General features: G+C 61.9%; 14 protein-coding genes. 9 read left to right on the top strand and 5 right to left on the bottom strand.

Annotated elements, in window-relative coordinates:
• Nucleotides 1-58 precede the first annotated feature (58 nt).
• The 5 genes from AC2YI2_RS04995 to AC2YI2_RS04975 all read left to right on the top strand — a co-directional run bounded on the left by AC2YI2_RS04995 (nt 59) and on the right by AC2YI2_RS04975 (nt 5,489).
• Nucleotides 59-421 carry a GFA family protein gene (locus AC2YI2_RS04995; protein WP_487385340.1) on the top strand — a complete coding sequence of 121 codons (363 nt, stop codon included), beginning with the start codon at nt 59-61 and terminating at the stop codon, nt 419-421.
• A 294-nt stretch (nt 422-715) separates the two neighbouring features.
• The gene (locus tag AC2YI2_RS04990; protein WP_487385339.1) at nt 716-2,530 is read left to right on the top strand and encodes a DEAD/DEAH box helicase; all 1,815 of its coding nucleotides are present in this window, start codon (nt 716-718) and stop codon (nt 2,528-2,530) included.
• Nucleotides 2,531-2,620: 90 nt separating this feature from the next.
• Entirely contained in the window at nt 2,621-2,986 is a 366-nt protein-coding gene (locus AC2YI2_RS04985) for a VOC family protein (RefSeq protein ID WP_487385338.1), read from the top strand.
• 216 nt (nt 2,987-3,202) lie between these two features.
• On the top strand, nt 3,203-4,654 hold the full coding sequence (locus tag AC2YI2_RS04980) for a phospholipase D-like domain-containing protein (RefSeq protein WP_487385337.1): 1,452 nt from the start codon (nt 3,203-3,205) through the stop codon (nt 4,652-4,654).
• A gap of 100 nt (nt 4,655-4,754) precedes the next feature.
• Entirely contained in the window at nt 4,755-5,489 is a 735-nt protein-coding gene (locus AC2YI2_RS04975; protein WP_487385336.1) for an endonuclease/exonuclease/phosphatase family protein, read from the top strand.
• Here the strand turns inward: AC2YI2_RS04975 and AC2YI2_RS04970 are convergent.
• The 4 genes from AC2YI2_RS04970 to AC2YI2_RS04955 all read right to left on the bottom strand — a co-directional run bounded on the left by AC2YI2_RS04970 (nt 5,474) and on the right by AC2YI2_RS04955 (nt 8,454).
• Nucleotides 5,474-6,361, bottom strand: coding sequence for a DMT family transporter (locus tag AC2YI2_RS04970; RefSeq protein WP_487385335.1), 888 nt, complete (start codon nt 6,359-6,361; stop codon nt 5,474-5,476). The two genes, AC2YI2_RS04975 and AC2YI2_RS04970, sit on opposite strands and share 16 nt — an antisense overlap.
• Nucleotides 6,362-6,455: 94 nt before the next feature.
• The gene (locus tag AC2YI2_RS04965) at nt 6,456-7,109 is read right to left on the bottom strand and encodes a ChrR family anti-sigma-E factor (RefSeq protein WP_487385334.1); all 654 of its coding nucleotides are present in this window, start codon (nt 7,107-7,109) and stop codon (nt 6,456-6,458) included.
• Nucleotides 7,106-7,774, bottom strand: coding sequence for a sigma-70 family RNA polymerase sigma factor (locus tag AC2YI2_RS04960; RefSeq protein ID WP_487385333.1), 669 nt, complete (start codon nt 7,772-7,774; stop codon nt 7,106-7,108). The genes AC2YI2_RS04965 and AC2YI2_RS04960 overlap by 4 nt, the downstream gene beginning before the upstream one ends.
• A gap of 89 nt (nt 7,775-7,863) precedes the next feature.
• Nucleotides 7,864-8,454 (bottom strand): TetR/AcrR family transcriptional regulator, encoded by a 591-nt coding sequence (locus AC2YI2_RS04955; RefSeq protein WP_487385332.1) that lies wholly within the window; start codon nt 8,452-8,454, stop codon nt 7,864-7,866.
• 70 nt (nt 8,455-8,524) lie between these two features.
• On the opposite strand from AC2YI2_RS04955, the gene AC2YI2_RS04950 reads away from it, so the two are divergent.
• The 4 genes from AC2YI2_RS04950 (at nt 8,525) to AC2YI2_RS04935 (ending at nt 12,252) form a co-directional block, all read left to right on the top strand.
• Nucleotides 8,525-8,950, top strand: a complete 426-nt coding sequence (locus AC2YI2_RS04950) for a VOC family protein (RefSeq protein ID WP_487385331.1) — start codon at nt 8,525-8,527, stop codon at nt 8,948-8,950.
• A gap of 149 nt (nt 8,951-9,099) precedes the next feature.
• Nucleotides 9,100-10,509 (top strand): circularly permuted type 2 ATP-grasp protein, encoded by a 1,410-nt coding sequence (locus AC2YI2_RS04945; protein ID WP_487385850.1) that lies wholly within the window; start codon nt 9,100-9,102, stop codon nt 10,507-10,509.
• Nucleotides 10,510-10,511: 2 nt separating this feature from the next.
• Nucleotides 10,512-11,453, top strand: coding sequence for an alpha-E domain-containing protein (locus AC2YI2_RS04940; RefSeq protein ID WP_487385330.1), 942 nt, complete (start codon nt 10,512-10,514; stop codon nt 11,451-11,453).
• Between the two features lie 7 nt (nt 11,454-11,460).
• Entirely contained in the window at nt 11,461-12,252 is a 792-nt protein-coding gene (locus AC2YI2_RS04935) for a transglutaminase family protein (protein ID WP_487385329.1), read from the top strand.
• A 7-nt stretch (nt 12,253-12,259) separates the two neighbouring features.
• Here the strand turns inward: AC2YI2_RS04935 and AC2YI2_RS04930 are convergent, their stop codons facing one another.
• A complete protein-coding gene (locus AC2YI2_RS04930) occupies nt 12,260-14,563 on the bottom strand; it encodes an NADP-dependent malic enzyme (protein WP_487385328.1) in 2,304 nt (767 codons plus the stop codon).
• Nucleotides 14,564-15,191 lie beyond the last annotated feature (628 nt).

Here is a 15,191-nt window from a genome sequence, read left to right as displayed (position 1 = left end):
CTGACAAAATCTGGCACCATCTCGCAGTATGTTCATTGTCACGAGATGAGGAGGTGACATGAAGCTCACGGGAAGTTGTCATTGCGGTGCCACGAAGTTCGAAGTCGCCGCGGCGCCCTCAAGCGTTACGCGTTGCACATGCTCCATCTGCTCCAAGCTGGGCGCCCTCTGGGCCTATTACAAACCGGAGGACTTCAAGCTGCAGGAGCGGCCGAGTTGTGAAACGACCTATCGCTGGAATACCAAGGCGGTCGCGTTCAAGTCCTGCTCTGCCTGCGGGTGCAGTACATATGCCGAGACGTTCGGCTGGGCGACCGGCGATGGCGCCAAGCCGATGATCTCCGTCAATGCCCTGCTGTTCGACGATTTCGATCTCGGCGCGGTGCCTGTTGACGTCATCGACGGCAAGAACCAGTGGTAATGCATTTCGCATATGCGAAAGTAACATCTTGACTTTCCGCCGCAAATGAACGACATGAGCCGCAGCTTTCCCCTCCAGGGCGCCGCGTGAGCTGCCCGGACGACTATTGTTTCGTGTTAAGAGGCAGAAGCGCGGTAAAGATCGGCCCGATTGAATTCGAGCCATGGGCGCCGGGAAGCATTTCCAGAAACTAGCAAGTTCCCAAATCACGCGGGGTTCTTGGGCCAGACGAACCGGTAGAGCAATGTCGCTTTACAGGGTGAGCCGTTTGGCACCCCGAAAGGCATACATAAATTGACCAGCTTTGAAACGCTCGGCCTCTCGCAATATCTCATGAATACGCTCGCGGCGAACAGCTTCGAGATCCCCACCCCGATCCAGGCACTCGCCATTCCGCACCTCCTTGAAGGCCGCGACCTGATCGGCCTCGCCCAGACCGGCACCGGCAAGACCTTCGGCTTTGGCCTCCCCATCATCCACCGCCTGATCAAGGAAGGCGCCCGGCCGGAACCCAAGGCTGCACGCGCCCTGATCCTCGCGCCGACCCGCGAACTCGTGAACCAGATCGCCGAAAGCCTGAAGGTCTTCACCAAGAAGTCGCCGCTCAAGATCACCACCGTCGTTGGTGGCTCTTCGCTGAACAAGCAGGCCCAGATCCTCGAAAAGGGCGTTGACATTCTCGTCGCGACACCCGGCCGCCTGCTCGACCTCTGCAACCGCCGCGCCCTGACGCTGACGGCCACCCGCTACCTGGTGCTCGACGAAGCCGACCAGATGCTGGATCTCGGCTTCATCCATGATCTCAAGAAGATCGTGCAGATGGTGCCGAAGCGCCGCCAGACCATGCTGTTCTCGGCCACCATGCCGGAAGCGATCGCCGAACTCGGTGCGAACTACCTGAACGATCCGGTCGAAGTCTCCGTCACGCCGCCCGGCAAGACGGCCGACAACGTGGCCCAGCAGGTCCATTTCGTCGAAGGCCGCGACCATAAGGCCCAGCTCCTCAAGGAACTGCTCCGCAAGGAGAAGGACGCGCTGTCGCTGGTCTTCGCCAAGACCAAGCATGGTGCCGAGAAGCTGATGAAGCATCTCGACCATTCGGGCTTCTCCACCGCCTCGATCCACGGCAACAAGAGCCAGGGCCAGCGTGACCGCGCGCTCAAGGCATTCCGTGACGGAGAGATCCGTATCCTCGTCGCCACCGACGTCGCCGCCCGCGGCATCGACGTCCCCGGCGTCACGCATGTCTTCAATTTCGACCTGCCGCATGTTCCGGAATCCTATGTCCACCGCATCGGCCGCACGGCGCGCGCCGGCCGCGAAGGCATCGCGATCGCCTTCTGCGGACCCGAGGACGTCAAGCTGCTCTATGACATCGAAAAGCTGATCGGCACGCCGATCCCGGTCATGAGCGGCGAGCGTCCCGACTGGCAGGGCAACAAGAAGAAGGCGGCACCCGCTGGTGGCGCTGGTCATCGCGGTCGCCGGCCGACTGGCCACGAGGTGCCCTATGTGAGAAGCGAAGCTTCGAGCGAAGCCGGTGCTGCCGGGCCTGTTGTCAAGGACAGCCGCAATGAGCGCCGCGACGATCGTCGTCCCCGGCGTGACAACGAGGAGCGCCGTCCCCGTCCTGCATCCTCATTCTCCGAGGTCGAGGAACTGAACGGTGGCGAATTCCGCCCGGTCCGCGGCGAGGCCCGCCGTGATGGCAACCGCGAACGCTTCCCGGGCGATAGCCGCACCGGGACCGGCGAGCGTCAGCCCCGCAACGAAAATCGTGGTGAAGAGCGCCGCGCAGGCCGTCCGGAGCGTGCCGAAGGCGCCAAGCGCCAAGGTCAGCGTCCAGGTCAGCCCCAAGGGCAGAAGCCGGGTCCCAAGCCGATCCAGAACCGGCATTCGCCCGCGCGTCACGCAGGCTTTGCCGGCGACGCCAACATCGCAGCAACCGGCGGCGAGCGCGCTCCAGCGCAGGACAACCGTGGCCCGCGCAAGCCCAATGGCGGCAAGAAGCGCTGGCACGGCGGTGGCAACCGCGCAGACAATGGCGGCGGCAATCGCGGCGGCCAGAGTGGTGAGGGCCGTGCCCAGCAGGGCAATCGCCGCGGCTGAAGTCGGGCGTAGATAGAGAGATAGAGGCCCGGCGCTTGGCGACCGGGCCTTTTGCGTGCACTCTTGGTGGGCCGATCAACAGGACCGATCATGAATCTTATCGCCCATGTCGAAATCCCGGCTCGTGACCTCGAGCGTGCGATGGCCTTCTACGCAGCGGTCTTCGCCATCGACTTCGGCCCCGTGGCGAATGTCCACGGCAACCGAATGGCCTTCTTCCCATTCGCCGAAGGCCAGGATGGCGCGAGCGGTGCGCTCTGCGAGGGCGAGGTCTATGTGCCGACGCGCGACGGCGCGATTGTCTATTTGGCGGTCGAGGATATCGACGCGACCATATCGAGAGCAGGAGCACTTGGCAGCGAACTATTGTTTCCCAAGACCGAGGCTATGGCCGGCATGTTCGTGGCCGAGATATCCGACAGCGAAGGAAACCGCCTAGCACTCCAGGGTCGCTGAAGCACTCGCCGCCCATCGCTAGACCGAGACATATGAGCCCTGGCGATTGCACCGGAGTGCGCCGACCGCCATTGCAAAACGATCTGGCAAGCGTCTCCCTGAACTTCGCGCCGATGACAGCGTTATGCTTCGCCAAAAAGCTCCACGGCACTTGCAAAACGTCTGCAACAATCCGACCTTCGCTGGGATGGCCGCCTGCATGCCAATCGGATTGATATGATTGCATTCTTCTCGACCTACTGGCCGCATTTCCTCGCGGCCGTTTCCATTGTGACGGGTGCCGGAGCCATCGCCCATGCGGCGATGACCAAGGAGGACGTGCGGTCTGCCGCCGGCTGGGTCGGCGTGATCCTGCTCTCTCCGATCCTGGGCGCCTTTATCTATTTCATCGCCGGCGTGAACCGAATTCGCCACAAGGCGCTTGCCACGCGGCGCTCGGCACGCCATGCGCTCTTGCAGGAATCTTATGGACTAGCCGTGTCCCGCTCGGTGATCGCGGAATGCTTTTCCACGCAGTTCTTGCCGATGAAGCAGGTGGGCGACACGGTGACCCGCTTCCCGCTTACGGCCGGCAACACGATCGAGATTCTGGCCACCGGCGACGATGCCTATGGCGCTATTGCCAAGGCCATCGAGGAGGCGCGGCACAGCATCATCCTCGAGACCTACATTTTCGATCGCGACCGGATTGGCCTGCGGATCGCCGACCTCCTGATTGCAGCCCATACGCGCGGCGTTTCCGTCCGGGTGCTTGTCGATTCGGTCGGCGCCCGCTATTCGGTCCCCAGCATCGTCAACTATCTGCGCGATCACGCGGTGCGGACCGAGACCTTCAACGGCAAGGTAATCACCGGCCTGCGCCTGCCCTATGCAAACCTGCGTACCCACCGAAAGATCATCGTCGTCGACAACGAGATCGCTTTTACCGGCGGCATGAATATCCGCGAGGCCTTCTCGCAACAACTCCGCGCCGATGCTTTCGCCCACGACACCCATTTCCGCATCACTGGCCCTGTTGTCGCCGACCTTTTTTCCGTCGCTGCCGAGGATTGGCACTTCTCATCCGGCGAAAAGCTGGCGGCCGTCGTCCACCCGCCGGTAACGGCCGTGCCGACCCAGCCCATTTTCGTCCGCGTCGTATCCTCCGGCCCGGATAGCAGCATCGAGACCAATCACAAGATGCTGATGGGCGCTTTCTCAGTCGCCCAGCGCACCATCCGCATCATGTCGCCCTATTTCCTGCCGGATCGCGAACTGATCAGCGCGCTGGTCACCGCCGCCCGGCGCGGCGTCGAGATCGATATCCTCGTGCCCTCTGAGAACAATCTCACCCTGGTCGATCGCGCCATGACCGCGCAATTCGATCAGGTGATCAAGCATGGCTGCCACATCTGGCGCGTTCAGGGGCCGTTCGATCACTCCAAGCTGCTCACCATCGACGGCGAGTGGTCCTATGTCGGCTCATCCAATCTCGACCCTCGCTCGCTGAGGCTAAATTTCGAAGTCGACCTCGAGGTTCTCGATACGGGTTTTGCAAGGCAAATCGAGGACCGTGTGGCGCAGGCTATGGTCGGCGCGCACCAGGTGACGCTGCATGAACTCCGCCATCGCCCGCTATTGCTCAAGCTCGCGGAGAAAATTCTCTGGCTCGGCTCACCCTATCTGTGATCTCATGCGTTGTAATGGACAATAAGACCGACAAGACAGACAGTGGCTTGCCGTCATGATCTTATCCGCAATCCGCGCCCTCCGAAGCCGTGGAAAACATATGTCGCGTGTTGGCGAGGCAAGACCCGACGGCTTGGTGATCGCCTCCTACAACATCCACAAATGCGTCGGCACTGACGGCAAGCGCGACCCTGACCGCATCGTCGATGTCATCGGCGAGATGTCGCCCGATATCATCGCGCTGCAGGAGGTCGATACCCGCTTCGGGGAGCGCAAGGGCCTGCTTCATCTCGAAAGGCTGGAGCGCGAGCATGGGCTCGTACCGGTACCACTTTCCAAGCCGTCCGCCGCGCATGGCTGGCATGGCAATATCGTACTTTTCCGCAAGGGACTGGTGAGCCACGTCCACGAAATCAACCTGCCCGGTCTCGAGCCGCGAGGCGCGCTCGTTACCGAACTCGACTTCGAGAACGAGAAGGGCGTGCGGATCATCGCCGCACATTTCGGCTTGCTCCGCCGTTCCCGTGTACAGCAAGCCCGCATGATCGTCGATCATGTGAAGAAGAACCGGGAGCGGCCGACCATCGTACTTGGTGATCTGAACGAGTGGCGGGTCGGCGCGAAGTCGGCGCTGCACCGGCTCTCACCGGCCTTCGGCGCCCTGCCCCCTTCGGCGCCGAGTTTTCCCTCGCGCCTGCCCTTCCTGGCGCTCGACCGGATCATCTCGAATCGACCGGGACTGATCAGCGACGTTATCGCGCATGAGACGCCGCTGTCGCGCGTGGCTTCAGACCACCTGCCGGTCATGACGACAATGTCCTATGAGGCAGTCTGAGACTTTCGCCCAGCCAACCAGACGCCGATAACGACAATCACTGTGCCGATGATCATCGTCATGTGAAGCGGCTCACCCAGGAAGATGAAGGACTCGATCGCCACGGTCGGCGGCATGAGATAGATCAGCGAAGCAGCCCGCGATACCTGACCACGGCCGATAAGATAGAGCAGCAGGGCGACCGCGCCCATCGACAACACCAGCACCGACCAGCCGAGGGCGAGGAACAGTTCCAGCGTCGGCTCGAACCTGGCCGGCTCGCCCAGCAGCGCCAGTGGCAGCACGACGGCAATAGCGCCAACATATTGCCAGACCGCATTGGTGCGCATGTCGCCGCCGGTGACGAAGCGCTTCTGATAGAGCGTGCCGAGCACGACCCCGACCATGGCGAAGATATTGATGGCGACAGGAACAGCACGCTCGGCGAGCATGTCCGGCGATACGCCTTCGAATGTCGGAATCAACGCTACGATGATACCGGCGAAGCCGAGGAAAAGGCCGACCATCTGGATCGGCGAAAGCCTCTCGCCCACCATCCAGGGCGCAATCGCAGCGGTGATCAAGGGCTGCAATGCGGCGATGACGCCGGAGATCGATGCCGGCACGCCGTGGAAGATCGCCCACCAGACACCGCCGAGATAAACGCCGTGCAGTAGCGCGCCTGAGACAACAGCATGGCCGATCGCCCGCCGATCGCGCGGCCAGGGCGCGTGGAGCACCAGTGATAGCAGGATGAAGCAGGCGGCAGCGCAGGCAAAGCGAACGGAGAGAAAGACCTCGGCGCTGGAATGCCGCGCGGCATAGACTGGTGCGATCCAACCGGACGACCATAGAAGAACGAAAAGGGCTGGCGCGATGCGCTCGAGAGACAAGGGAGGGACTCCAGGGAAGATTTGGCGCCAGCGCGCGCGCCGGACAACTACTGCACCCTGCCCGCTCGGTCAAAGCCCAAATGCAACCGCCAACTTAAAGTCCGAGAAAGGGCTGCACCATCCGGCCAAGCCAGCTCTTGAGCCTCATGGGCCCCTCGATCGCAGCAAGACAGATGCACTCGTCGTCCATGTCGACCATGGGCGAATGATCTGTATCCTCGTCCTCCTGGATCAGATCGCCGACACCAAAGCGCCCGCTCTCATCGCGGAATGAGCCCTTGAGGACCAGCGTGACTTCCTCGCCGGAATGGCTATGCTGGGGGAGCGCTCGGCCAGCCGGCACGCGCAGGAGCACGAGGTTATGATCGGGGTCCTCGGGCATCTCGATACGGGCAAAGCGCATGCCCGGCCCGAGCCACTTCCATCGGCTAATCGCACGGCGCGCGAGCGGCTCCGGCAGCAAAACGCCCATATCGAGTGCCTCATGGCCGCGGACCGGCGGGAAGCTCTCAGGACGGGTAGGCTTGTCTAGCTCGGCCAGTGTGCGCTCGAAGATCCCGGCCGACAGTTCCGCCATCGGTTCGTCATCGAGAAGAGTACCGCCCAGGCTTTCCAACCCGGCGACGAAGCGCCGGCTGGAGGGCGACATTGCGAGATGGCTCGCCACCACCAGCGCCGGGGCCGGACGCAGTTGGCCGGCCGCATAACGCAGCAGCAGCTCTTCACTGGTCTGGTTCACGAAGTTCATAATCCGTCTTCCATCGTCTTGCGGAGACGGGCCAGCGCCAGTCTCACGCGGGACTTCACGGTGCCGAGCGGAATGCCCAGCGTCTTGGCGATCTCCGCCTGCGGATCCTCGCCATAGAATGTCATGCGGATAACGGCTGCCTGTTCGTCCGGGAGCGTCTTGAGCGCGTCACGCACACGGCTTTCGCTTTCCACGATGATCATTCGGGCTTCGACCGACGGATCGGGATCGATCTCCTCAAATGTCGTCAGTTCACGCCAGGTGGTCCCTCGACCATCTCGGCGACGGCGATCGATGCCGAGATTGCGGGCGATTGTGTAGATCCAGGTCGAGGCCCCTGCCTTGACTGGGTCGAAACTTGGCGCCTTGCGCCAGATATTGAGCATCGCCTCCTGGACGAGATCCTCGCACTCGATCTCGCCAAAACCCTGCCGGCCCAGGAAGGACTTGAGGCGCGGCGCATAGAAGCGGAACAGGGCCGCGAAGGCCTGCCGGTCAGCGCTAATCGCCACGCGGCGAATGAGATCAGCCAACTCCTCGGGCGAGGGAATAGCGGCGCGATCACCCGCCAGCGTCATGTAAGACGCCCTGGATGTCTTCGCGCCACGGCCACCGCCGCCGGAAAGGCTGTCGCTATCAGCATTCATGTCCTCATCTACGGCCATGGATGTGGCCGGGATCACCGACGCCAACGATAAATTCAGCGCGGCTGATATGAGTGATAGCGCAGCCTTCGGGAGATTGCCAACTGCCGTCATCCTCTCGCGCAGGCTTCGGCCAGCATGCGCTTGAGTTCATTGCGGTAAAGAAGGGACTCCGCGCCGGCCGCAATGTCGAGCGCCGCTCGTTCGAAGGCCGCGGAAAGCAGCCGCCCCAGCACCAGAATCTCGGCATCCGGCTCTCGCTCCAGTGCCGCGCTCAGGCCGACGACGATCGTGCCACCCGATGTCTCGCGGTCGATCTGGTCCATCGTATCGTGACCCAGCACCGCAGGGCCATCGACGAGCAGCAGCCGGGTACGGCCGGGTTCGATCATCGCGTCGAGATAAGCGTCGGTGCCGGTATTCAACGCCTCGGCGGCGCTGGTGCAGTCCTGTGTCGCAGTGTTGATTTGCTCCGCCACACGCTCGGATTCGGCAACGATCACGGCGCGAAAGAGCGCCGCCTTGTCCTCGAAGTGATGATAGAGCGCACCGCGTGTGACATTCGCGGCCGCGACGATTTCGGGCGTCGATGTCTCCGCATAGCCTCTGCCGATGAAAAGCTCGCGGCCCGCCGCGATCAACGCGTCCCGCATCGCCTGGCTTCGGTCTGCATTGCTTCGCCGTTCTTTTTTCTCTTGCATACATACAGCCTGTATGTTAATTACAAACCTACATGCAGATTGTATGTAGGTTTACGAAAGGAGACAAGTCATGAAAATCACCGGATATTATCCCGTCCTGCTCGTCGACGAGGTCGAGACGTCAGCCGCCTTTTACCAGACCCATTTCGGCTTCAAGTCGCTCTTCACATCGGACTGGTACATCCATCTGCAGCAAGCCGATCATCCGAATGTCAATCTCGCCTTCGTCTCCCGCACACACGAGACCGTGCCCGAGGACAGCCGCAAATCGGCGGCCGGCATGCTGATCAATTTCGAGGTCGATAATCCCGATGAGATCTATGATCGACTCCGCGCCGCCGGTGTCCCCGTCCTGCGCACGCTGCGCGACGAGGACTTCGGCCAGCGCCATTTCATCGTGGCCGATCCGAATGGTGTGATGGTCGACGTGATCAAGCCGATCCCGCCATCAGCCGAATATGCCGCGCAATATGCCGCAGAGGCTCTACCGACCTGATGCGACTGAGGACATCGCGGGACGAACCGGTGCGCCCCGCATGCCTTCCAAGCCTCCAGAAAAATTCGATTTCCCCGATTGAGCATGGTTCTTGCATTGCAACGAACATTGGTTTCAAATGCTCGAATAAAAGAATGGGGAACGACAATTTGGCCTTCGATGAAATGCTGCTCGCGGACGGCAGTCCGCGTGAACCCTACAAAAAGTATTTCCAGTGGTTTGAGGAGCAGGAGCCTGCGCATCTACGGGCTAAGGCGCAGGACGCGGAGAACATTTTCCGCAAGACCGGCATTACCTTTGCGGTCTATGGCCACGAGGACGCGGCCGAGAAGATCATCCCCTTCGACCTGATCCCGCGCATCATCTCGGGCAAGGAGTGGCGAAAGCTCGCCCAGGGCATCGAACAGCGCGTCCTCGCGCTCAACGCCTTTCTCGAAGACATCTATCACAAGCAGGAAATCATCCGCGCCGGCCGCGTGCCGCGGGAACTGATCGAGCGCAACTCCGCCTTCCTGCCTGAGATGATCGGCATGAAACCGCCCGGCGGCGTCTATACCCACATCATCGGCACCGACATCGTCCGCACCGGCGAAGACCAGTTCTATGTGCTGGAGGACAATGCGCGCACCCCCTCCGGCGTGTCCTACATGCTGGAAGACCGGGAAACCATGATGCAGATGTTCCCCGAACTCTTTCATCAGGTGCGCGTGCGCCCGGTCGAGGATTATCCGACCAAGCTGCGCCAGAGCCTGGATTCGCTCGCGCCCCCAGGCTGCAAGGGCAAGCCGCGCGTGGCCGTCCTGACCCCCGGCATCTTCAACTCCGCCTTCTATGAACATGCCTTCCTGGCCGACCAGATGGGCGCCGAACTTGTCGAGGGATCAGATCTTCGCGTCATCAACGGCAAGGTCTGCATGCGCACGACCTTGGGCTACGAGCCGGTCGACGTGATCTATCGCCGGGTCGACGACGACTTCCTCGACCCCCTCACCTTCCGCCCGGATTCCGCGCTCGGCGTCGCCGGCATCATGGATGTCTACCGCGCCGGCAACGTGACCATCGCCAACGCGCCCGGCACCGGCATCTCCGACGACAAGGCGATCTATTCCTATATGCCCGAGATCGTCGAGTTCTACACCGGCCGCAAGGCGATGTTGGAAAATGTTCCGACCTGGCGTTGCTCGGAAGCCGATAGCCTCAAATACGTGCTCGACAACCTTGCCGACCTCGTCGTCAAGGAAGTGCATGGCTCCGGTGGCTACGGCATGCTGGTCGGCCCGACAGCGAGCAAGAAGGAAGTCGAGGCCTTCGCCGACAAACTCCGCGCCAAGCCGGGCAACTACATCGCCCAGCCGACGCTTTCGCTCTCCACCGTGCCGATCATGGTCAAGAAGGGCATTGCGCCCCGGCATGTCGACCTCCGGCCCTATGTGCTGGTTTCCGACAAGGTCCATATCATTCCTGGCGGGCTCACCCGCGTTGCGCTCAAGGAGGGGTCGCTGGTGGTCAATTCCAGCCAGGGTGGCGGCACCAAGGACACCTGGGTGCTGGAGGACTGAGCATGCTGGGAAGAACTGCAAACGGACTTTTCTGGATGTCGCGCTATCTTGAGCGCGCCGAAAACGTTGCCCGGCTCGTCGATGCCGGGTTCCGCATGTCGCTGATCCGCCAGACCAACACCGAGGAAGATTGGGGCGGCGTGCTGGAAAGCGCCGGTGTGCGCGAGGTCTATGGCGAGAAGTCGGACACCGTGCCCGGCGCCGCAGCCATCGACTTCCTGATGCGCGACAAGGCCAATCCCTCGTCAGTGATCAATTGCATCGAAAATGGGCGCAACAATGCCCGTATGGTGCGCACCGCGCTGACGCGTGAGAGTTGGGAGGCGGTCAACGAAAGTTGGCTGCAAATCGGGCAGGTTCTGTCGAAGAAGATCACCCATGCCACGCTGCCCGACGTGATCGATCTCATCAAGCGCCGCATCGGGCTGATGCGCGGCACCTTCTCCGGCACCCAGTTGCGTGACGAGCTCTACAATTTCGCCATGCTCGGCTCTTTCATGGAGAGGGCCGACAACACAGCCCGTATCCTCGACGTCAAATATTACGTGCTTCTGCCGTCGCTGATGCATGTCGGCGGCTCGATCGACAATTTTCATTGGCAGTCGATCCTGCGCTCGGTCTCTGCCCATCGTTCGTATTCCTGGGTGTATGAGACGGAATACAAGGCGGCCAACATCGCCCACTTCCTGATCCTGAACCGCCGCATGCCGAGGTCGCTCGCCTTCTGTTACGAGGCAATCAATTCCAACCTCGCCCACCTCGCCCGAGATTACAAAGGCCAGATTCCGGCGCATGAAACGGCGGCCCGCACGCGCAATTCGCTGCTGACTGCCTCGATCGACCAGATCATGGAGACGGGGCTCCATGAATATCTCGAGGATTTCATCATCGCCAACGACAAGCTGGCGAGCGAGATCACCGACGGCTACCGGTTCTACAAGTGAGTTCAACATGCGCCTGAAAATCAGCCACATGACCGAGTACAGCTATGCCGAGCCGGTGGAGTTCGCGCTTCAGCGGCTGAGGCTGACGCCGCAGGATTGCCCCGGCCAGCACGTCGTAACCTGGCAGACCTCGGTGACCGGTGCGGGCCGAGAAGCGGTCTACACCGACCATTTCGGCAACCGCGTCGAACTCGTCAGCATCAATGACGGCGGACAATCGATCAGCATCATGGCGATGGGCGAGGTCGAAACCCAGGAGCGCAACGGCATCTTCGGGCCCCATATCGGCTATGTGCCGCTCTGGCTCTATCTGCGCGAAACGCCGCTGACCAAGGCAGGCAAGCTGGTCAAGGACCTGGCACGCGGAATCAAGGGCGACGGCGATCTCGCCAGGATGCACAGCCTGATGATGACGATCACGCAAGCCATCGAGTACAAGAAGGACGCCACGGATATCGACACGACGGCGGAACAGGCGCTGGAGCTCAAGGCCGGCGTCTGCCAGGACTTCGCCCATATCTTCATCTCCACCGCCCGCCATCTCGGCCTGCCCGCACGTTATATCTCGGGCTACATGCTCGACGACAGCAGCATGGATGCCGCAAGCCATGCCTGGGCGGAGGCACATATCCAAGGCCTGGGCTGGGTCGGCTTCGATCCGGCGAACGATATCTGCCCCGACGAGCGCTACGTGCGCCTGGCATCCGGGCTGGACTATGCTGATACGGCGCCGGTGTCAGGCATGCGAATTGGAGACAGTCCGGAGATGATCACGGTTTCGGTAAGCGTCGAGCAGTAGATCTCACTCACGCCTCGCTTGACGCCTCCACCACGGCCAGTGCCGCCATGTTGACCACGCCGCGCGAGGTCACCGACGGTGACAGGATATGTGCCGGGCGGGCGGTGCCGAGCAGGATCGGGCCGACATGCAGCGCGTCCATCATCGTCTTCAGCAAGCCCAGCGAGATGTTGGCGGCGTCGATATTGGGGAAGACGAGCAGGTTGGCTTCGCCTGACAGCGTCGAATTCGGCATCACGCGCTTGCGCAGGATTTCCGAGATCGCGGAATCACCATGCATCTCGCCATCGGCTTCGAGGTCTGGCGCCTGGTCCTTTACAAGGCAGATGGCCTTTCGCATTTTCTCCGCGCTTTCGGAATCGCGGGAGCCAAAATTGGAGTGCGAGACCAGAGCCGCCTTGGGGGTCATGCCGAAGCGGCGGATCGCGGCCGCCGACATGATCGTCATTTCGGCAATCTCTTCCGCGGTTGGCACCATCTTCACGTAGGTATCAGTAAAGAAGGTCGCGCCCCGCTGGGAGATCAGCAGGCTGAGTGCCGAGAATTGCAGCACGCCCGGACGCTTGCCGATGATTTGCGAGACATCGCGGAGGTGGCGGGCATAGCGGCCTTCGACGCCGCAGATAAGAGCATCGGCATCGCCACGACGAAGCGCCAATGCGCCGATGACGGTCGTGTTGGTGCGGACGATCGTGCGCGCGGCTTCCGGGATCACGCCTCGGCGACCGACCAAAGCAAAATAGTCGTCGACATAGTCCTTGTAGCGCGGGTCGTCCTGCGGGTTGACCAGTTCGAAATCCGTTCCCGGCCGAATGCGCAGGCCGTAACGCTTGAGCCGCGCATCGACGATGCTGGGGCGGCCGATCAGGATAGGCTGGGCGATCTCTTCTTCCAGCAACACCTGTGCGGCGCGGAGCACCCGCTCGTCCTCGCCTTCCGCGAAGATCACACGCTTCTTCTGCGCGCCGCGAGCGGCAGCGAAGATCGGCTTCATCAGGAAGCCGGAGCGGAAGACGAAGCGGTTGAGCTGGTCGAGATAGGCTTCGTAGTCGGTGATCGGCCGGGCCGCGATGCCCGAGAGCTCGGCGGCCTTGGCCACCGCCGGCGCGATGCGCAGGATCAGCCGCTGGTCGAAGGGCGACGGAATGAGATAATCCGGCCCGAAAATCGGCGTCTCGCCGCCGATGGCCTTGGCGGCCACCTCGTTCACTTCCTCGCGGGCGAGCGCGGCGATGGCCTTGACCGCGGCCATCTTCATTTCCTCATTGATCTCGCGGGCGCCGCAATCGAGCGCGCCGCGGAAAATGTAGGGGAAGCAGAGGACGTTGTTGACCTGATTGGGAAAATCGGAGCGGCCGGTGCAGATCATCGCATCGGGGCGCACGGCGCGCGCCTCCTCCGGCATGATCTCCGGGTTCGGATTGGCGAGCGCCATGATCAGCGGCTTCGCGGCCATTTCCTTGAGCAGTTCGGGTTTCAGCACCCCTGCTGCCGAGAGGCCGAGGAAGACATCCGCGCCACCGATGGATTCGGCGAGCTTCCGCTTGTCGCTCGGCTGCGCATAGATCGATTTCCACGGGTCCATCAGTTCCTTGCGGCCCTCATAGACGAGGCCTTCGAGGTCGTGCACCCAGATGTTCTCGCGCTTCGCGCCGAGAATGACGAGAAGGTTGAGACAGGCAAGCGCCGCAGCACCCGCGCCGGAGGCGACGATCTTCACGTCGGAGAGCTTTTTGCCGGCGAGTTCCAGCCCGTTGAGGATCGCGGCGGCGACAATGATCGCCGTGCCGTGCTGATCGTCGTGGAACACCGGGATGTTCATCTTCTCGCGCAGCTGGCGTTCGACCTCGAAGCATTCCGGCGCCTTGATGTCCTCGAGATTGATGCCGCCAAAAGTCGGCTCAAGCGCGGAGATCACCTTGACCATGTCATCGATGCCGGGACTGTCAATCTCGATATCGAAGACGTCGATGCCGGCGAATTTCTTGAACAGCACCGCCTTGCCTTCCATGACAGGCTTGGAGGCGAGCGGGCCGATGTTGCCGAGGCCGAGCACGGCGGTGCCGTTGGAGATCACGGCTACGAGATTGGCGCGGGACGTGTAGTCGGCAGCAAGGTCCGGATTGTCACGGATGGCGAGACAGGGGGCGGCCACGCCGGGCGAATAGGCAAGCGCCAGGTCGCGCTGGTTACCGAGCGGCTTGGTGGCCATGACCTCGAGTTTGCCGGGGCGCGGATATTTGTGGAAGAAAAGCGCCTGTTCGTCGAGATCGCCGCTCGCGGGCACAGGTTTGGTCTTTTCTTCGCTCATGATCGACTCCTCCGGGGAAACGTCGAGAGGTTTAACGGATTTCTCCGGCAAATCCAGACGCGTTTTGGTTTAAAAGTCATACTAATCAAGATTCAGGCACGCGGTAGCATTGCCGCGCGGTGGCCCGCCGGGTTGTGAGGCATGCAAGTCCGGAGAGCCGCGCGCATGCGTTGCCTCGGGAAATATTAAAGTATGGCTTCGCATTCGCGCGGCCATCGAGGTGTTCTTCGGAGCCTCTCTCGCTCCTTCAGGCGCGGCCTGCCTCGCTGCACGGAACGCATTTGCGCATACCGCTTGCATGGTGGACCCAAACCGGACCGTGGACGGCGGCCCGGGGGAAGCCTGTGACGGCGGCATCGTAAGATCCTTTCGGACCCCAAAGTGCCGCAGCGTCCGCGCCTCTCCCGCCTCGCGCCACACGTTACGGCGAAAGACGGAAGCACCCCATTCCGCCTGCCCGCGAACGTCTCGCGAAACACTCCGGCGACGGAACGAGGGTGATTGTCTCACGGCTGAAAAGGGCGGGGATGAAAATTCGTAAATTTTTTTTCGATGCGGTCGCCACCGCCATTCACGCCGGTGAGGTCAGGATCACGCAAAGTCATTTGATCTCATCCCCGGCCGTCTT

It is taken from the genome of Rhizobium sp. SRI_017 (assembly GCF_057586295.1).
Note: the sequence above shows the minus strand (reverse complement) of the source record. Positions and strands in the feature narration are given on the sequence as shown.